Below are 19088 nucleotides of genomic sequence, written 5' to 3'. Positions count from 1 at the left end.
CCGACGGCAGGATGAACAGCAAACCGCGCAGGATGTTCCAACCTGATTACAGCGCCCGCTTGCGTATTGGCGCCGCCGCGCCCATCTTTGCGCCCGTATATAAAGGAACCCTATCGATGACGGACACCGCTTCGCTCAATACCAAGGACAGTACCGACCAGGAATTCATGGCCGATGTTGTCGAGGCCTCCAACACGCAGCCTGTCATTGTCGACTTCTGGGCGCCCTGGTGCGGGCCGTGCAAACAGCTTGGCCCGGTGATCGAGCGCGTTGTCGACGCCAAGAAGGGCGCGGTCAAACTGGTCAAGATCAATATCGACGAGAACCCCGCCTATGCGGGCCAGTTGGGTGTCCGGTCGATTCCGGCCGTGTTCGCCTTTGACAAGGGCCGTCCGGTGGATGCGTTCCAGGGCGCGCTGCCGGAAAGCCAGGTCAGGGGATTCATCGACAAGCTGCTGAGCGGCACTGACAGCGCGCAGGTGATTGCCGAGGCGCTGGTGCAGGCCGAGGCGGCGAGCCAGTCCGGCGATATCGGCACCGCCGCGCAGATCTATGCCAGCGTGATCCAGGAAGACCCCGAGAACGTGGCGGCGATTGCCGGCCTCGCGCGCTGTTACCTAGCCAATGGCGATAAGGAACGCGCGACCGCGACGCTCAACATGGTGCCGGAATCGGCCAAGCATGACACCGCCGTCAAAGGCGTGCGCACGGCCATCGAACTGATGGCCGATGACGACGCGCCCGGCGAGTTCGATGCACTATTGAGCGCCGTAACTGCCGCGCCGGACGACCATGCCAAGCGTTTCGAGCTTGCCGAAAAATATGTCGGTGCCCAGCGCTACAAGGACGCGATCGATCACCTGCTGATCATTCTGGGCGCAAAACTCGACTGGGAGGGCGGCAAGGCAAAGGAAAAGCTGCTACAAGTCTTCGAAGCGGCCGGGCCGAGCGACCCGGCAACGGTTGAGGGCCGGCGCCGGCTGGGATCTCTGATGTTTGCCTAGACCGGCACTCGGCCCACTTTCGCATCCCCGACGGAAACAGGATCCGGACCGATGAGCGTGGGACATTACAGGAAGACAAGCGACCTGCCCGACACGCTGGCGGTGTTCCCGCTGCCGGGCGCGATATTGTTCCCGCGCTGGGAATTGCCCCTGAACATTTTCGAGCCGCGTTACCTGAACATGATCGACGATGCGATGGCGGGCTCGCGGCTGATCGGCATGGTGCAGGCGATGGGCGGGCCGAAGGCGCGGCCTGTGCTGGCCGATGTCGGCTGTGCAGGGCGGATCACCAGTTATGCGGAAACCGACGACGGCCGCTACCTGATCGCGCTGACCGGGATCGCGCGGTTTGCCATCAGAGACGAGATGCACGTGACGACGCCGTATCGCCAGGTCCGGCCGGATTGGGCGCCGTACGAGGCTGACCTCGTGGCGGCAAACGACATCGGCCTGCCAAGCCGGGAAAGGCTGATCGGCGCGCTGAAAACCTATGTCGAAATCAACAAGATGCAGGCTGACTGGTCGGCGGTGGAAGATGCGCCGCTCGAGACGCTGGTCAATGCGCTTAGCGCGGGTTGCCCGTTTTCAGTGATCGAGAAACAGGCGCTGATCGAAGCGCCGAGCTTGAAAGCGCGCGCCGAAACGCTCATCACCCTGTTGAGAATGGACGTGCCCGGCAATGATGCCGGGACGATGCAGTAGGACCGACCGGAATGAGTGATGACACACGAGCCAAGCCGGAACGGGGATCGGGGGTCGATCCGCGCCTGCTGGAAATCCTGATCTGCCCGGTGACAAGGCAACCCCTGACGTATGACCGTGCGGCGGGCGAGCTGATTTCGAAGAAGGCGCGGCTGGCCTATCCGATCCGGGGCGGGATTCCGATCATGCTGGCGGACGAGGCGCGTGACCTGGACAATGCCATCGCGGACGGGGACGACGCATGAGCGCGCCCGCCTGGCCGGTGCGGCTGACATTCCGGCGGAACGCGCGGGAGTTGGATGCGGCGTTCGATGACGGGTCGTCGGGCACGGTGGATTTCGTTCGCCTGCGCGAGAACAGCCCGTCTGCCGAGGTGCAGGGGCATGGATCGGGGCCGAAGCCGGCCCAGCCGCCTGTGCCGACCGATATCATGGTGGAGCGGGCCGAGCCCGTGGGGCGCTATGCCGTTCGGATCGTGTTTTCCGACGGGCATTCGAGCGGGCTTTATACCTGGGACCTGCTGAAACGGCTGACAGTCGGCGCCTAGCGCATCAGGCTGGGCAGGCTGGCCTGGTCGGCGCTGGCCTGGCGGGCCATGGCGCGGCGGATAGGGCCAACCTTGCCAGCGGCGATGAGCGCGAGGCCGCGCAGCGGTTTGAGCAATGCATTGTCGTTTGAGAACACGCGGTCGACGCCGTCCATGAACATGGCGGTCGTGGCGGCATCGAAGCGGCGCCATTCCTGGTAGCGCTGGAGCGACGTGTCGGCGCCGGGATCAAGTCCGATGTCGCGGGCATCCGTCATCACGTCCACGAGCGCGCCAACATCCTTGAAGCCGAGATTGAGGCCTTGCCCGGCCAGAGGGTTGATCCGACGGGCGGCATCGCCAAGCAGCGCCGCGCGCGGCCCGACCATGGATGTGGCGATCTGGAGGTGCAGGGGATAGGCCAGCGGCTTGCCGTCGAGCGTCATCGGCCCGGCGAAGTCCGCAAAGCGCGCATTAAGCTCGGCTTCGATGGCCTCGGTTGGCAAGGCGGCCATGGCTTCGGCAGCGCCGGTTTTGAGATACCAGGCCAGATTTGCCCGATTTCCGGGCAGCGGAAGGGTCGCGAAGGGGCCTTCCGGGGTAAACAATTGCCGGGCGAGGCCCTTGTGGGGGCGTGAAAGCTTAACATCGGCAGCAAATACCGATTTGCCATAGGCGCGCCCCTCGGTGGTGATGCCGAGCGCGGTCCGGACGCCGGATTTCACGCCGTCGCAGGCGCCGACGAGGCCGGCATGGACGATGCGGCCGTCATCAAGGGTGAGGCGCGCATGGGCCCGGTGGGTTTCGAGGCCGGTGAACTTCGTGTTTCGCCACCAGGTGAGGCCGGGCGTCGCCGCCGCAACATCGTCGAGGGCGGCCTGGAGCGCAGCGGCCGGGACCATCTGCCCGAGCGGCTCACCCTGCGCGTCTTCTGGCAAGTCGTCTGTACCAAACAGGACAGAGGGCGCGCCAAACCAGTGGCGCCCGCCATCGGTGGCCTCAAGGCCCATGAGCGGTTGTGTCTGGCCTTGCAGCGCCGCATGCACGCCGGCTGCGCCGAGCAGGCGCCAGCTGCCGCGCACGATGGCGAAATTGCGTGTGTCGGGCGGCGGGGCCTTGGCCGGGTCGCGGGCATCGACCAGCAGGGTCGCGAAACCGGCCCGCGCGGCAAGGATGGCCAGCGACGTGCCAACCGGTCCGGCGCCGATAACGGCCAACTCGACCTTGAGAGAGGGGGCTGCAGGCGTTTCAGTCATGTCTTCTAGGTAGGGGGCAGTAACCAAACCGTCCAGCGATGACGCAGATTTGGGCGATTGGCCGCAACCCTGCACAGCGATTGACCACGTGGACGGTGAATCCGCCCGGACCCCTGTGCGGCGAGCGACATTCCGCAGGCGCCGCAATCATATCAGTCGTGGGAGAGCGCGGGGGGTCCCGAGCTCCAGGTCATTGACGAAGGAGGGGCCAGAGATGGGCCAGACGATTGGAAGATGGTTGCGCGGGGCGGCATTGTTGCCCGTCGCGCTTACAGCGGGGGTCCTGGCCTATGCCCAGGAAGACGACCTCGCGACACGGCTCGCGGCCCTTGAAGAGAGTGTGAATGGCAGCGCCAGCGCGTATGTCGACAATAGCTACCTGTTCCTGATCGGTGGCATCATCGTGATGCTCATGGCAGCCGGGTTCTGCATGCTCGAGGCCGGCTTGGTCCGCTCCAAGAATGCCGCCATGCAGTCGACGAAAAACGTCGCCCTCTATTCCATTGCCGGCCTGATGTTCTGGGTCGTCGGTTACAACATGGCCTATCCGGCTGAAACCGTTCTGAACGGCCTGCTCGGCACGACGCCAGGGCCCTGGTCGGGCGGTGATCTCAGTGTCCAGAGCGATGCGGGCTATGCGCCGGCGTCCGACTGGTTCTTCCAGATGGTGTTCGTTGCGACGGCGGCCTCGATCGTTTCGGGCACCGTTGCGGAACGCGTGAAACTGTGGCCCTTCCTGATCTTTACGGCCATCCTGACAGCCGTGATCTATCCGATCGTCGTGTCCTGGGAATGGGGCGCAGGGTATCTGGATACTGAGTGGGCGTTCTCCGACTTCGCCGGTTCAACGCTGGTTCACTCGGTCGGCGGCTGGGCGGCCCTCGTGGGCGCCATCATCATCGGTCCGCGTACCGGCAAGTATTTCGGCAAGCAGATCAACCCGATGCCGGGTTCGAACATCCCGCTTGCTGCACTCGGCACGTTCATCCTCTGGTTCGGCTGGTTCGGCTTCAACGGCGCGTCGCAGCTGGCGGCGGGTACGGCTGCCGATATCAATTCGGTTGCCCAGATCTTCGCCAACACGAACATGGCGGCCGTCGGCGGCGTGATCGCTGCGATGATCACGACGGCGATCCTCTACAAAGGCAAAGTGGATGCGACCATGGTCTTCAACGGCGCCATTGGCGGCCTCGTGTCGATCACGGCTGAACCGCTGATGCCAACGATGGGCCAGGCCGTACTGATTGGCGGTGTCGGCGGCATCCTTGTTGTCCTCGCCGTGCCGCTGCTCGACAAGTTCAAGATCGATGACGTCGTCGGCGCCATCCCGGCCCACCTCGTGTGCGGCATCTGGGGCACGATGATCGTTCCGGCGACCCATGGCATGGCCATGATGCCGAACGAAGCCGGTGATCCGAACTTCGTTGGCCAGCTTGTCGGCGTTGCACTCACGGGTGTCTTCGTGATGGCGGCCTCGACGGTTGTCTGGCTGCTGCTCAAGTTCACCATCGGTGTGCGCTGCAGCCTCGAGGACGAAGAAATGGGCCTCGACAAGGCAGAGATCGGGCTTGAAGCCTATCCGGAATTCTCCAGGGGCTGAGGGGTTCGTCCAGGAGAATACGAACTCCGGCGGGTTCAAATCCGCCGGAGTTTTTTCCAAACCACTTGAAAGCGCCCCGCAGCTCAGGCTGCGGGGCGCTTTTCCGTTCCGGAAGGCAATGGCCAGCCTTCTCCCCGGAGGCCAGGTTTGCCGCAATGGGAGTCTTAACCACATCGGGCTCAGCGTTAAAAACCTGCGTCATTGCCGCCAGACTCGTTAACGCCGGTTGCCCTCCCACACCTGAGCTAGCTCCGTACCCAGCACGAAGCGACCTAATGGATACGGGGAGAAATTCGTGTGCCTGTCCGATGTGCAGCGACCGATTTGGTCTGCAAATCCATGTCGTGCGCGACAGAACGCAAGAATTTGCCCTTCGCATGCTTCACCGAGGCTGCTTTTGGCGGACACAACCCGGGGCCGAAATCGTTAAGGTATTCACCGAACTGCTCCGCCGCGTGTTTGCGCGGTGTTAAGGCTGATCCGGCAATGTGGGCACTTCCCATTCCGAGAAGCGGAGTTGCCCCGGCACATGACTGATTACGCCTATACTGACGACGACGTCCCCACCGCGAGCGATCCGGTCTGGAGGATCCTGACGGGAGCCGCGGCTTTCGGAGCGGGCGTGTTCGTTTGCGGCAGTGTCGGGTCCTATGTGCCGAGCGATCCAAGCTGGAATGCGGCGACGGATTCTGCGGTCCAGAACCTGTTTGGCGGCGCTGGCGCGATATTTGCCGATCTTGCGCGCCAGGGATTTGGCTGGTCGAGTTGGACAGCCGGACTGGCGCTGATGATCGGCGGGGCCATGCGTGCCGTGCTGATCGGCGCGCCCAGCGTGCGGCGCTGGCTGCTGGGTGCGAGTTTCGTGCCTCTGTCTGCCGCCTGCTTCGCCGGTTGGCCGGTTCCGGAATCCTGGCCTTTGAGCGCGGGCCTCGGCGGCGTCGTGGGAGACGCCCTTTTCCATTATGCCCAGATGCCGTTCAAGGCGCTGCTGTTGCCGTCGCCCGGCACATGGGCAGGGTTCATCCTGGGCGGTGCGGCCCTGTGGGCCGCTCTTGCGGCGCTGGGCTTCCGGCGCGGCGATGCGCAACTGTTGCAGGAAGCTGCTACCTCTTCGGGCATGCGGGCCGCGCGCAAGGCCAGAGGTGTCTTGGGCCTCGTCGCCTCAGTTGGCCATTTCCTGACGCCGAAACGGCGTCCATCCGAAATCACGGATCGGGCGCGTGTCGTGAAGGGGGAAGACGATCTCTCCGGTGAAGCGCGCAGCTTCTTCAGGAAGCCGAAGAAACAAGTCGAATATGATGAGGATGACGAGGATCTGGAGGAAATCTTCGACGAAGAGGATGCGTACGAAGAAGACGAGGACTTTGAAGAGCCGGACGAAGTGCCTGTTCGCACGACGCGCTTCAAAAATCCGAAGCCAGCGCCCAAGCCGCCGGTTCCGCGCGTGACCAAAACAGAACGCCGCAACAAGGCGACACGGCTGCCGTCGATCGACTTGCTGCAGATGCCGGAAGAGCGCGGCGACACGGTCGATGAAGAAGCCCTGATCGCCAAGGCGGCGCGCCTGTCGGAAGTGCTGAAGGAATTTGGTGTCCGTGGACGGATCAAGGAAGTGCGTCCGGGCCCGGTGATTACCCTGTTCGAAATGGAACCTGCGCCGGGTGTCAAATCATCGCGTGTAATCTCGCTGGCTGACGATATTGCCCGCTCAATGAGCGCTGTCTCGGCCCGCGTGGCGGTGGTGCCCGGCAAGAACGCAATCGGCATCGAGTTGCCGAACGAAGACCGTGACACGGTTTACCTGCGCACGTTGCTGCAGTCGGAGCCCTATGTTGCCACGCGCGCCAGCCTTCCGATGGCGCTGGGTGAGGACATTGGTGGTGTGCCCACCGTGGTCGACCTTTCCAAGATGCCTCACCTGCTGATCGCCGGCACGACGGGTTCAGGCAAGTCCGTGGGCGTCAACGCGATGATCCTGTCGCTGCTGTATCGTCATACGCCGGAACAGTGCCGGTTCATCATGATTGACCCGAAGATGCTCGAACTTTCGATCTATGAAGGTATCCCGCACCTCCTGGCGCCAGTCGTGACCGACCCCAAGAAGGCCGTGAACGCCCTGCAATGGACCGTGCGCGAAATGGAAGGCCGCTACGAGCTGATGTCGAAGGCCGGTGTTCGCAACCTGTCGGGCTTCAACGACAAGGCTGCAAAGTATCGTGCGTCCGGTGAGCAGATGGCCCGCAAGGTGCAGGTCGGGTACGACGAGCGGGGCAAACCGATCCACGAGACTGAAATCCTTCCGGTCGACCATATTCCGAACATTGTCGTTGTCATCGACGAGATGGCGGACCTTATGATGGTGGCCGGCAAGGAAATTGAAGGCTGCGTCCAGCGTCTTGCGCAGATGGCGCGGGCAGCCGGTATTCACCTGATCACCGCGACGCAGCGCCCATCCGTGGACGTTATCACCGGCACGATCAAGGCGAACTTCCCGACACGGATCTCGTACATGGTGACGACGAAAATCGACTCGCGTACGATCCTGAACGAGCAGGGCGCCGAACAGCTGCTGGGCATGGGCGACCTGCTTTACCAGGCGCCCGGCAAGAAATCACAGCGCCTGCACGGGCCGTTCGTCTCCGATGAAGAAGTCGGCACCGTTGTCGACTGGCTGAAAGAGCAGGGCGAACCAGACTATGTCATGGACATCCTGGAAGCGCCGGAAGACGGTTCGACCGGCTCGGCCGTGATGGACGCCATGCTCGGCACATCGACCGGCGATGATGACGAAGACCTGTTCGCCCAGTCGATCGCCATCGTTGTGCGCGACAAGCGCGCCTCGACCTCCTACCTGCAGCGCCGCCTCAAGGTTGGTTACAACAAGGCGGCCGGCCTGATCGACCGGCTGGAAGAAGAAGGCATTGTCTCCGCGCCGAACCATGCCGGCCGGCGCGAAGTGCTTGCGAACGGTGCGCCGAGCGGCGACTGAGGCTGTCAGCCTCAGCCCATCGGGTAGAGGATTTCCTTCGACACGGCGTTGCAGGCTTTCATCACTTCGTCGGACAGTTCGAGATCGGCGGCTGCCAGGATCGGAGCAAGCTGTTCCTGGCAACTGACGCCGACAATGGTCGAGGCAACAAAGTCATGCTGTTTCGACCAGGCCGTGGCGAGGGTGACCGGTGACATGCCAGCCTCGGCAGCAATCGCCATGTAGCGTTCAGTGGCAGCGAGGGATTTCTCGTTGACGAAGCGCTGGGCCATCAGCGTGTGGCGCCCGCCTTTTTTGATATAGTTCGAGAACCGCGCGCCTTCCGGCGTGGCGCCGCCATTGTACTTGCCCGACAGGACGCCGCCGCCGATTGGCGAATAGGGGATCAGGCTGATCCCTTCCTTGCGGCAGATGTTGGCGAGCTCGTCTTCGAAGCGGCGATTGTTGAGGCTGAAATTGTTCTGGATCGTCTGGTAGCGTGCCGTTCCAAGACGTTCTGAGGTCGCGAGGCTTTTCATCGTGCCCCAGGCATTTTCATTACTGCTGCCGATGATCCGCACGAGGCCAGCACGAATGAGTTCGTCGAGGGTCTCCATCGTCTCGTCGAAATCTGTGCCATGGTCGGGCCAGTGCGTCTGGTAGAGGTCGATATAATCGGTATCCAGACGCTCGAGGCTGGCCTCGACAGCCCGCGTGATATTGTGGCGGTCCATAGCCGTCATGCCGGCGCGCTGGGAGGACTTGATCCATCCGTGCGAGGGTCCGGACACTTTGGTAGCGATGATCAGGGAGTCACGGTCCTTGGTCTTCATCCAGCGCCCGACAATCTCCTCGGTACGGCCGGCCCATTTCGGATCCGGCGGGACGGGGTAATTTTCGGCCGCGTCGTAGAAGTTGATGCCTGCATCATAGCATTCGTCGAGAATGCGGAAGGCTTCCTTCTCGTCGGTCTGCGACCCGAATGTCATGGTGCCCATGCAGATGTCGGATACGTAAATGGCGCTCTTGCCAAGGCGGCGATGTTTCATAATTCTCCCCCGGGGTTTCGGTTCATGGCTGCAGACTAGCGCCAATCTGCGCGAGCGCCATAGCAAGAGAGACTAAATCACCGAGCGTTCCCCCGCGGAAATGCAGCCGGCTTCTTCCAGAATGTCGAGCGCACTTTTCAGGCCAGGCTCATATCGCTTCCAGCGGGCAAGCGAGCCAGTATAGAGCGGCTGGCGCACTTGGGCAGAGCTTGCCGTGGCGACGGGGGCCGCATTCTCGTGAAAATCGAGGCAGGCGGCTTCGAACTCCAGGCCACAGAAATCAAGCAGGCGCCGGGTCTCGCCTTCGATATCCCCCACCACGCGCTCATAGTGGACTTCGCAAAAGCGATCTTTCGGCAGCGACCGGGAAAATACAGCCACCATGCGATCGAAGGCGACATAGTAATTGGCCGTGGCCTCCAGGCTGTAGGCGTAATTGTAGTAAGAATAACTCGTCGCGAACATCTGCCGGTAATTGCTGAGCACTGTGTCGGCCGGATGGCGCCGCAGGCAGACAATGCGCGCGTCCGGCAAGGCAGCCAGGATAACGGCGGAGTAGAACGCATTGAGCGGCATCTTGTCGATGAAGCGGCCCGTGAGCCCTTGCGTGCTGGTTACGCTCTCGATGTAAGCTTGCCCAAGCGCGCGCAATTCGAGATTTGCGGCAGCTTGCAGCGTTTCGGGGTCGAGCACGAAACTGGACTGCGTGGCGGCCTGCCGCTTCAGGCAGAGCCCGAAATCCGACAATTCTCCGGCCGACGTGATTTCGCTGTGGCTCGAAAGGATGCGGTCGACCAGCGTGGTGCCGGTGCGGGGCATGCCGACAATGAAAATGGGCGCTGCGGATGGATATCCGGGCTTGCCCTGAACCAGGGCGGGTGTGGTTCGGGCCGCATCGAACAAAGCAAGGTCCGAGGACGGGTCATGGTGGATGGTCGCGCTTTTCTTCACCTTGGCGCGATGGAGCCATTCGAGCGCCTGTGCGGGGTTCCCGAGATCTTCATGCGCCTTGGCCAGCGCGTGGCCGATGCGGAGGGCGTCGTCGGGGTCGGTCCCGGTCGCTTCGAACGCCGCCTCGAGATCGGCCACAAGGTTTTCTGTTTCGGACTGGCGCGTGATCTGGACGATTGACGACAAAGCGCGGGTTTCCAGCGGATCGATTGCGAGACAGCGGCGAAAGGCGTCCCTTGCCTTGTCCATCTCGCCGAGAAACTGGAGTGCGGCGCCGTGATTGTAGTGATACCCGGCAATGCCGGGCGCCGCTTGAGTGGCCAACTGGTAGAATGGCGCGGCGCGCATGTGCAGGCCGGCCCGGCTGTATACGACGCCGAGCGTGTCGAGCGTGTATGCGTCGGTTGGCGCGAGGCGGGCTGCCGCATCGGCTGCTTCGAGGGCGCGCTCACGGTGCAAACGCGCAATCTGGCTGCGGGCCAGTTGGGCGAACGCCGCTGAATGGCCCGGATCAAGCGCGGTCGTTCGTGAAAACAACTCGACGGCTTTTGCATGATTGCCGTGATCGGCAGCGAGAATTCCGAGCAGGTAAAATGCCTGTGCCGACGATGGGTTCGATTTGAGTTCTTCCAGGCACAGTGCGTGTGCAGATTGATAGTCTTTTTCCGAGAGAAGCTTCGCGGCCTGGTCAAGCCGCGGACTTCGGACGGAGGGGTGTTGTGAGTTTCTCAGCAGTCCTGTCCTGTTTTCTGGCGAATTTGCAATTGTGTGCCCATTTTGACGCGCATGACGAGAAATGAAAAGTTTGCTGCTGCTAGGGGTTGCACATGAGCGAGGGTCGCACACAATCGATTCTGTGAGGAGGGGGAAAATCTGATGAGGGATGCATGATGAAAATCAATCTACTTAAGACAACGAGTGCTTTCGTTCTTGTGGCTGGTGCCGCGTTGGGCGCGCAAGCCCAGGATACCGCAGGCGACGCCGAGCTACGTGCCCAGACGATCACCGTCACGGCGACGCGTCGCTCAGAGAGTGTGCAGGATGTTCCGCTGAACATCGCAGCGGTTGGTGAACAGCAAATTGAGCAACAGGGTTTTGACGAGCTGGCCGATGTTCTGGCTTATGTTCCCGGTATCAATATCGTGGATCGTGGCGGACGCCAGGGCAACCCGATCATCGTGCGCGGCTTGAACGCTGACCCGATCGGCTCGGGAGACGGCAACAATGATGGCGGCGGCACTGTCGCCACATATCTTGGCGAAATTCCGATCTTCCTTGATCTGAAGTTGAATGACCTTGAGCGCGTCGAAGTCCTGCTCGGGCCACAAGGCACGCTGTATGGCGCGGGCACCCTCGGCGGTGCGATCCGCTACATTCCGAACCGGCCGAGCTTTGACGGGGACATGGCCAATGTCCGCGCAGAAGCCTACCAGTATTCCGAAGCGGATGATCTGAGCACGGGTGCCGGATTTACGGTCAACAAAGTGGTCACGGACAAATTCGCGCTGCGCGGTTCATTCGACTTCAAGAATGATTCCGGCTTCACGGACTATCCCTTCCTGGTTCAGGAAATCGGCGTATCCAATCCGGACATCTTCGATTCGGCGAACCTGCGCAGCATCAATGATGCCGACGGCGAAGAGGCCTATTCAGGGCGCATCGCTGCGCGCTGGCAGCCGCTTGACTGGCTGGATGGCACACTGACCTACTACTTCCAGAACCAGGATATCGAAGGCCGCACCATTTCCAGCGCCCGTTCGACCATCGCGACGGGAGACTATGAGTCTGCCAAGCGTGTGACGGAGCCCAACTTCCGCCGCAACCAGTTGCTGGCCCTCGAAATTGTCGCCGATCTCGGCTTTGCAGAGCTGACGTCGGCAACCGGCTTCGGCAAGCATGACGAAGACGGCCAGCGTGACCAGACCGACCTCCTGATTTCCCTGGAATACAGCTACGAGCTTTTCCCGGCCTTCGCGTCGTTCACGCGGGAAAAGGATGATGATGAGTTCATCAACCAGGAAGTCCGGCTTGTCTCGACGAGTGATGGTCCGTTGAACTGGATTGTCGGCGGTTACTACAACAAGGCCAAGACATCCGGCTTCTCGAAGGAGTTCACGCCTGGCTATAGCGAGTACGCCGTTGACGTGCTGGGCTTCGATGCCTTCGGCCTGACCGGCCACCCGGGTGACCTGGAATATTTCTCGACGTCGCGTCAGGAACTGACCGAAACCGCCTTCTTCGGCGAAGTTGGTTACGACCTCACGGATCGGTGGACGGTGACGGTTGGCGGTCGCTACTATGACTATGAGCTGAAAGCGGCGAGCACAGTGGACTTCCCGCTGTTCGACAACACGCTCGAGCCAATGACCATCGACGAGGTCCAGAATCTTGCTTTCGACCCTGCTCTGGGCCAGGCGGATGATGGCTTCCTGTACAAATTCAACACATCCTATGACGTGACCGACGATGCGCTGGTCTACTTCACCATCAGCGAAGGCTACCGAATCGGTGCGTCGAACGGCATTGGCGAATGTGACGCGTACGATCCAAACGCGACTCAGGGCGCCTGTGCGCTGGCACCGGGCCAGCAATTCGGCCCGAATCCGGGTGACGTCGCCCAGTTCGACGAACGCCAGTACGGTCCGGACCAGACGACCAGCTACGAGCTGGGTGCCAAGACCACGCTGATGGACGGCGCGCTGATCCTGAACGGTGCCATCTACTTCATCGACTGGACTGACCCGCAGGTGTCCTCGGCCACGGTGAACGCGAACATCCCGATCACGATCAATGCGGATGGTGCGGAATCGAAAGGCTTCGAAATCTCCGGCAACTGGCAGGCCACTTCAGCGTTCAGCCTGCGGGGCAGCTATAGCCATACGGAGACGGAGTTGACGGCGGATGTGCCTTCGTTGATTCGTACGATCACGCCTCCGGGCTTTGGCACGGCGTTCGAGGACGGCCTGTCGGGCGACCGCCTGCCGGGCTCGCCGGAAGACCAGTTCTCGGTCTTTGCGAGCTATGAACAGCCGCTCCGGGACGCGACGCTGATCTACAATTTCGGCTATGCCTACCAGGGCGACATCCTGACCCGGACCGGCGGACGCGGCAACAGCCTGACGCTGGACGGCTTTGGCCTGGCCAATGCCTCGGTCGTCTATGATGCCGACACCTGGAAAGCGACCCTGTTCGCCACCAACCTGTTCGACGAGTTTGCCGAGACCGGTGCTGTCAGCACGAGCCTCAGCAACCAGACCGTCAGCGACAATGACGGCGGCGATGTGTTCGTGCGCAGCCATTACACGACCGTTGCGCCGCCGCGCGCGATCGGCGTGCGGCTGAGCTATACGTTCGAATAGGCCGGACCGGAGCCTTCAAGCGACAGGGGCCGTCTCCGAGGAGGCGGCCCTTTTCTATTCCGGCGCCTGCAACTGGCCGAAATCCACGATCTCGAACGCGTGCCCGGTGGCCTCGACAAAGCGGCGGAAATCCGCGCGCGACACGGCGGTGGTCCCGGTATTGGTGAGCGGGTGGAAGTTGACGGGATCGACCGCGAGAAGCGCCGCATCGACAATGAAACGGACTTTTGCCGCCCGGTCGTTCATCAGGGCGAAGGCCGTGACCGAGCCCGGCGTGACGCCGAGCAGGGCGAGCATGTCGTCGGGCGAGCCGAAGGAGAGGCGCTTTGTGCCGATATGGCGGTGCAGCTGGTTCAGCCTGATCTGCGTATGCGCCTCGGCCGCGATGAGGACATAGGCGCCATCCTTGTCCTTGAGGAACAGGTTCTTGGTGTGCGCGCCGGGCAGGGCGGCCTTGAGGCCGGTGCTTTCGCCGACGGTGAACACGGCCTCATGCCAGTGCGTGGTGTGCGCAATGGCGAGGGAATCGAGATAGGCGAACAGGGTGTCGGGGCTTGCAGTCATGCCTGTCTTTGGGCCAAGTCAGGAGCCAGCCGTCAAGAAGAGAAAGCCTTCCATGCGCCTCGAATGCTACAAGATCCACGACATTGCCCCCGAGATCGTGCCGGGGCGCAGCCAGCGCGAATGGATGGACGCGTTTCCCGACCGCCACCCCTATCGCTGCCTGCCGCTGACCATGGCCAATTCAACGGGGTGGGAAATCCTCTGCCCGATGGATATCAAGATCATCTGGAATGGCGGCCCGCGCAAGGAAGACATCAGCTTCAAGACGACCGGCGACCCGAATGCGATTGCCAGCTTTGCCGACAGCCATTTCATGCGCGGGATCGTGACCTTCCATACCGGCCACCTGTTCCGCACCCCGCCCGGCTGGGGCGTGTGGGCGACCGGCGCGCCGAACTGGCCGAAGGACGGCATTGCGCCGCTGACGGGCCTTGTGGAGACCGACTGGCTGCCTTTCCCGTTCACGATGAACTGGGCGATGACGCGGCCCGGCGAGGTGATTTTCCGCAAGGGCGAGCCGTTCTGCTTCATCACGCTGATGGAGCACAGGAAGCTGGAAGAGATCACCCCGGAACGCAAATCGATGAAGACGAATCCCGAACTGGTGAAGGAATACGACGCATGGGTGGCCAGCCGGTCTGACTTCAACACGCGCCTCGCGACGGGCGAGGAGAAGGCGATGAAGGAACGCTGGCAGCGCCATTACATGAAGGGCCAGAAAGTGACCGGCGACAAGGCTGAGGAGCACCAGACCAAGCGCCGCCTGAAGCCCGTGAAGGACATGTGAACCTGCCCGGACAGATGCCCGGACAGATACACGGAAATTGCCCGGATACAGCCCGGAGGGGCCCCGGAACAGCCCGGACGGTTCGGGCCTAGTCCGGTTTGCGCGACGCTTTTTCGGCGAGGCCGGATGTGCCCTGGCGGGCTTCGAGCTTTGCGGCGAGGGCGTCGAGCGGCACGCCGCGCGCGCGGAGGCCCACCATCAGATGGTAGATCACGTCGGCGGCCTCAGCCGCGACATGGTCGTCTGACTCGCGGATCACGGCCTCGGCCAGTTCTGCGCCTTCCTCGGCAATCTTGGCAGCGACGGCATCCGGCCCCTTGGCGAGCAGGCGCGCGGTCCAGCTGGTGCCGGCATCGCCTTCAAGGGCGCGCGCATCGATCGTGGCGGCGAGGTGGGCGAGCGCGGCGCTGAGCCGGGCGAGGGGGCCGAGAGGGGGACGGGTCATGGGGCGCTCCTGTTGGGGAGGGTTTAGAGCAGGTAGGGCCGCGACTAAAGCCCCCTCTCCCTCGGGAGAGGGGGTTGGGGGTGAGGGGAAGCGGATGCGTCGCTGAAAAACCTGTGTCGTGGGGAAACCCTGTGGCCCCTCACCCCTGCCCCTCTCCCAAGGGAGAGGGGTTCACAAGGGCCGCACCGGCGCGCCTGCCGCCGCGAGGGCGGTGCGGGCCTCGGCAATGGTCGCTTCGCCGAAATGGAAGATCGAGGCGGCGAGCACCGCGCTGGCGCCGCCGTCGAGGATGGCGGGGGCGAGGTCATCCACATGGCCTGCGCCGCCCGACGCGATGACGGGAATGTTCACGGCGGATGAGATGGCCTTCAACAGGGCGATGTCATAGCCGGACTTGGTGCCGTCGCGGTCCATGCTGGTGAGCAGGATTTCGCCTGCGCCGCGCTTTTCGGCCTCTATGGCATATTCCACTGCGTCGATGCCGGTGGCGTCGCGCCCGCCATGGGTGAAGATTTCCCAGTGGTCGCCCGTGCGGCGCGCATCGATGGCGACGACGACGCACTGGCGCCCGGCCTTGGCGGCGCAGCGGCTGATGAGGGAGGGATCCGCCACGGCGGCGGAATTGATGGCCACCTTGTCGGCGCCCGCTTTCAGCAGGGCGACCAGGTCGTCCGCGCTGCGCACGCCGCCGCCGACGGTGAGCGGCATGAAACAGGCCTCGGCCGTGCGGGTGACGATATCCAGCATCGTGCCGCGCCCTTCATGGCTGGCGGTAATGTCGAGGAAGCATAGCTCGTCGGCGCCCTGCGCATCATAGGCGCGGGCGAGCGCCACCGGGTCGCCCGCATCGCGCAGGTCGACGAAATTGACGCCCTTCACGGTGCGCCCGTCCTTCACGTCGAGACAGGGAATGATGCGGGTCTTGAGCATGGGAGCCGTGTAGCGGGGAAGGGGGGGCGGGGGAAGGGGGGGCATTTCTGTTGCCGCTCGGAGAACAGATTTCGGCTGGAGCGAGAATCGAAATACTATGAAAGTTTAGAGCGAATTTTCAGGTGGTGTCTATGAGCCAATCAATCCAGCTTGAGCGTGAAGTCTGGCAATTCGATCCAAATGCCAGGCTGGGAGAAGCGGGGGGCTTTGGCGAGGTTTTCAAGGGCAAAGGTGACAGCAGAGAAGTCGCTGTAAAGCGACTCCGATATGGCGAAGATGATTCGGCGGCCAGAGAAATTCGTGTAGCTGCAGAACTCGCCGAGGTAGGCTCAAGCCACCTCGTCCCGGCTATTGACTACGGACTCGACCCTGCATCTGGACGATACTTCATCGTGATGCCGTTATGCGACTACAGTTTGGAAGAATGGCTATCAAAAAAAGCTGTGAGTCCGAAGGATGCTGCAGCTATTGGCCTTCAAATACTTGCAGGTCTAAATGGTGCGTCATCTCTGATTCATCGTGATCTGAAGCCAAGCAATATTTTGCATTACCGGGACAATTGGGCAGTCGCAGATTTTGGCATCGCCAAGTTTGCGGAGGAAAGCACCTCTCTGCAAACGCTGAAGAGAGCGCTTACGCCTGCCTACGCTGCTCCTGAGCAATGGCTGTCGTCACGCACTAGCAGTGCGACAGACATTTACTCACTAGGCTGCATCCTGTTTCGAATGATTTCGGGCCAAGTCCCATTCCCAGGTTCAGAAGAGGATTGCAAAGATGGGCACCTTAACCAAAGACCTCCAACTTTGGGGATTGAGGAACGATCTCTGGAGAACCTTATTCTACAAATGATGAGAAAAGCTCCGGAAGCGCGGCCAACACGAGAGGTTTGCGAAGCTGCGCTCAGAAAAGTCCAGACGAGCCCTTCCAAACCGTTTGGAGGATTTCTTCAAAAGGCATCGCTTGAAGTTGAAAGAGCGGCCGCAGAGAAGGAAGAGGGGGAACGGCGTCAACAAAATAGGGTCGCGCAATTCAAGTCCGCTGCGGCAGACGCTTGCCACGAATTCAAAGATATCCGTGAACGGCTGTTCGACGAAATCCTATCCGAAGCTCCTTCCGCTTTGCGCCATCGCAGTGAGAAGATCGAGCTTGGGAATGGTACAATGTCGATGACAGATCCGATAGCTTTGGAGGTGGACGACGCGCATAGAAATGACAAGTATGGCGCTGTGTCGAAACAAGACTACGGTCGGTTGCATGTCGCTGCGTACGGGACAATCGCCGTTCGAAACACCGTAAACCGAATAACTCATGGCGATCCAGCGCTGTACATGTGGCGCGCAACCTTGTTTTTTGCGCGGCTTGCCGATGATCAACCCATGCGGTGGTATGAAATAGCTTTCTGGCATTCCGGCGGTCATGCAGATGGTCCGTACGATCTACCTTGTGATCGCTCCGAGTTTTATGGAGCTATGTCGAATACTATGGTTCCGCACAATAAGGCGTATGGGCCACTTACGATTGACGGTGAAGATGAAGCCGCTTTTCAGCAGCGATACGCTCTGATGCTTGCGGTCGCTTCAAAGGGGCGATTGCTGCCATCCAATACTTTTCCAATCGGGAAAGGCTATTGGGATTCGCTACATCGAGTGGCTGATTCAAGCTAATGAGCGTATCAGTGAGCAAGCCGTAGGGTGGGCTGAGCGGCGCGATACCCACCTAGCCTCGTGCCGCGCGTCTGCCCGGTGGGTTGTTGCTGCGCCTAACCCACCCTACGAGAGCGGACGTCTCCCTCTCCCTTGGGAGAGGGATTGAGGGTGAGGGGTTATGGCCTTGCCTGCTTCACGAGGGCTGCCGGGACACATGATGTCTTGCGCCGTTGTTATCGCAGTTCGGGTGGAGAGCTGGGTTGCCCCTCACCCCCGGCCCCTCTCCCAAGGGAGAGGGGGGGATGGCCGCCTAACCCACCTTTCATGGAAAAACCGGCCCGTTTCGGCTATACTGCGCGCAAGCGCGGCTCCGTGCTGCGCGAGGATGGACGCGTAGAGGAGACATGGCATGGATTTCAGGAAAACAGTGCGTGATGCGGCCGAGGCGATCCGGCACGATACCGAAGCGGACATGAGCCGCCGCGCGGCGAAACTGTCGCCGCTGCACGCGGCAGAGACACGGCCCGATGCGCCGGAAAGCGACATGGCGCATGCGCTGCGGACGCGGCGGCGGCTGAGGACGCCTTTGTCGACGAAGGTTTAGGCGCACGGCCCGCCCTTCGACTTCGCTCAGGGTGAGCCTTGGTGGGGTGCCTTTCTCGCCCCCTTCTCCCTGGGGAGAAGGGGCTTATTTCGGCGGCGGGCTTTCGCGCTCGCCGGTGCGGGTGCGGAGGGCGTAGAGGGCGGGGTTGGTGTCGCCTTCCATGACGTCTACGGAATAATGATAGTCGGCCGAGCCCCAGCCTGTGCGGGTGGTGTGCATGTGCGTGCCGTCGGGCAGGGCCTGGTCGAGCACGGAGACATATTTGAAACGGCCGCTGGCGTCCGGCGGGTGGCATTCGGTGTAGCGCTCCTGGAAGATGGTGGTGGCGGCGGCATCAAGGCGGATCGATTCCAGCCGGCCCTGCCCGTAATTGGTGATTTCGCTGAACGGCGCGAAGGCGCCGGTGGCATCGGGCCGCAGGATGATCCAGCGATTGTCGGCGACGGGGCGGATCTGCAGGTGGCCGTCGCTGCCCGCGACCGTGCCGTCGGGCAGGCTGACCGTGAAGCGCATGTGCCAGCCGCCCGCCATGCTGGTGAAGGCGGCATTGATGCAGGTGTCGAGGTCAGCTGGCAGCGTGCTGCCGACGGCGATGACATGGCGCGGCGGGGCGGGCGGCGCGGCACAGGCAGCGAGGGCGGCCAGGGCGACGCAAAGGGGCGCTTGCCTGTTCAATTGTCACCCCCTCACGCTACAC

The 19088-nt window shown here is 62.1% G+C and carries 17 protein-coding genes; 10 read left to right on the top strand and 7 right to left on the bottom strand.

The features are described 5' to 3' along the window. The first annotated feature begins 116 nt into the window (after positions 1 to 116). From trxA to AC0L7I_RS03580, 4 genes are read left to right on the top strand one after another with little or no spacing between them, the layout of a single operon-like run. Complete coding sequence (trxA, locus tag AC0L7I_RS03595) at positions 117 to 1004, top strand: thioredoxin (RefSeq protein ID WP_473398169.1); 888 nt, start codon at positions 117 to 119, stop codon at positions 1002 to 1004. A 51-nt stretch (positions 1005 to 1055) separates the two neighbouring features. Continuing rightward, entirely contained in the window at positions 1056 to 1706 is a 651-nt protein-coding gene (locus AC0L7I_RS03590; protein ID WP_473398168.1) for an LON peptidase substrate-binding domain-containing protein, read from the top strand. Between the two features lie 11 nt (positions 1707 to 1717). Further along, entirely contained in the window at positions 1718 to 1951 is a 234-nt protein-coding gene (locus AC0L7I_RS03585; RefSeq protein ID WP_473398167.1) for a Trm112 family protein, read from the top strand. Then, positions 1948 to 2253 carry a gamma-butyrobetaine hydroxylase family protein gene (locus AC0L7I_RS03580; protein WP_473398166.1) on the top strand — a complete coding sequence of 102 codons (306 nt, stop codon included), beginning with the start codon at positions 1948 to 1950 and terminating at the stop codon, positions 2251 to 2253. Before AC0L7I_RS03585 ends, AC0L7I_RS03580 begins: the two co-directional genes overlap by 4 nt. On the opposite strand, the gene AC0L7I_RS03575 is transcribed toward AC0L7I_RS03580, so the two are convergent. Further along, complete coding sequence (locus AC0L7I_RS03575) at positions 2250 to 3488, bottom strand: FAD-dependent monooxygenase (protein ID WP_473398165.1); 1239 nt, start codon at positions 3486 to 3488, stop codon at positions 2250 to 2252. The genes AC0L7I_RS03580 and AC0L7I_RS03575 overlap by 4 nt on opposite strands. A 214-nt stretch (positions 3489 to 3702) precedes the next feature. Between AC0L7I_RS03575 and AC0L7I_RS03570 the strand changes: the two genes are divergently transcribed. Then, positions 3703 to 5088, top strand: coding sequence for an ammonium transporter family protein (locus AC0L7I_RS03570; protein WP_473398164.1), 1386 nt, complete (start codon positions 3703 to 3705; stop codon positions 5086 to 5088). Positions 5089 to 5617: 529 nt separating this feature from the next. Then, complete coding sequence (locus AC0L7I_RS03565) at positions 5618 to 8077, top strand: DNA translocase FtsK (protein WP_473398163.1); 2460 nt, start codon at positions 5618 to 5620, stop codon at positions 8075 to 8077. Positions 8078 to 8088: 11 nt separating this feature from the next. Here AC0L7I_RS03565 and AC0L7I_RS03560 read toward each other — a convergent pair whose 3' ends face one another. Together AC0L7I_RS03560 and AC0L7I_RS03555 are read right to left on the bottom strand one after the other, a co-directional pair. Beyond that, the gene (locus AC0L7I_RS03560; RefSeq protein ID WP_473398162.1) at positions 8089 to 9105 is read right to left on the bottom strand and encodes an aldo/keto reductase; all 1017 of its coding nucleotides are present in this window, start codon (positions 9103 to 9105) and stop codon (positions 8089 to 8091) included. A 72-nt stretch (positions 9106 to 9177) separates the two neighbouring features. Then, a complete protein-coding gene (locus AC0L7I_RS03555) occupies positions 9178 to 10902 on the bottom strand; it encodes a tetratricopeptide repeat-containing sulfotransferase family protein (protein WP_473398161.1) in 1725 nt (574 codons plus the stop codon). A gap of 41 nt (positions 10903 to 10943) precedes the next feature. On the opposite strand from AC0L7I_RS03555, the gene AC0L7I_RS03550 reads away from it, so the two are divergent. After that, positions 10944 to 13415: a TonB-dependent receptor gene (locus tag AC0L7I_RS03550; RefSeq protein ID WP_473398160.1), complete on the top strand. Its 2472-nt coding sequence runs from the start codon at positions 10944 to 10946 to the stop codon at positions 13413 to 13415. Between the two features lie 54 nt (positions 13416 to 13469). Here AC0L7I_RS03550 and AC0L7I_RS03545 read toward each other — a convergent pair whose 3' ends face one another. Next, positions 13470 to 13979 (bottom strand): prolyl-tRNA synthetase associated domain-containing protein, encoded by a 510-nt coding sequence (locus AC0L7I_RS03545; RefSeq protein WP_473398159.1) that lies wholly within the window; start codon positions 13977 to 13979, stop codon positions 13470 to 13472. A 52-nt stretch (positions 13980 to 14031) separates the two neighbouring features. Here AC0L7I_RS03545 and AC0L7I_RS03540 point away from each other — a divergent pair, with 52 nt between their 5' ends. Continuing rightward, positions 14032 to 14766, top strand: coding sequence for a DUF6065 family protein (locus tag AC0L7I_RS03540; protein ID WP_473398158.1), 735 nt, complete (start codon positions 14032 to 14034; stop codon positions 14764 to 14766). An 88-nt stretch (positions 14767 to 14854) separates the two neighbouring features. Here AC0L7I_RS03540 and hisE read toward each other — a convergent pair whose 3' ends face one another. Together hisE and hisF are read right to left on the bottom strand one after the other, a co-directional pair. Beyond that, positions 14855 to 15211 (bottom strand): phosphoribosyl-ATP diphosphatase, encoded by a 357-nt coding sequence (gene hisE, locus AC0L7I_RS03535; RefSeq protein ID WP_473398157.1) that lies wholly within the window; start codon positions 15209 to 15211, stop codon positions 14855 to 14857. Positions 15212 to 15382: 171 nt separating this feature from the next. Next, positions 15383 to 16141, bottom strand: a complete 759-nt coding sequence (hisF, locus tag AC0L7I_RS03530) for an imidazole glycerol phosphate synthase subunit HisF (RefSeq protein WP_473398156.1) — start codon at positions 16139 to 16141, stop codon at positions 15383 to 15385. A gap of 131 nt (positions 16142 to 16272) precedes the next feature. Between hisF and AC0L7I_RS03525 the strand changes: the two genes are divergently transcribed. Continuing rightward, entirely contained in the window at positions 16273 to 17805 is a 1533-nt protein-coding gene (locus AC0L7I_RS03525) for a serine/threonine-protein kinase (protein ID WP_473398155.1), read from the top strand. A 391-nt stretch (positions 17806 to 18196) separates the two neighbouring features. After that, complete coding sequence (locus AC0L7I_RS03520) at positions 18197 to 18391, top strand: hypothetical protein (protein ID WP_473398154.1); 195 nt, start codon at positions 18197 to 18199, stop codon at positions 18389 to 18391. Positions 18392 to 18475: 84 nt separating this feature from the next. Here the strand turns inward: AC0L7I_RS03520 and AC0L7I_RS03515 are convergent, their stop codons facing one another. Beyond that, positions 18476 to 19066: a hypothetical protein gene (locus AC0L7I_RS03515; protein ID WP_473398153.1), complete on the bottom strand. Its 591-nt coding sequence runs from the start codon at positions 19064 to 19066 to the stop codon at positions 18476 to 18478. Between the last annotated feature and the right edge of the window lie 22 nt (positions 19067 to 19088).

This window comes from Hyphomonas sp. J20-32, from assembly GCF_055808555.1.
This window is presented reverse-complemented; position numbering and strand designations above follow the sequence as displayed.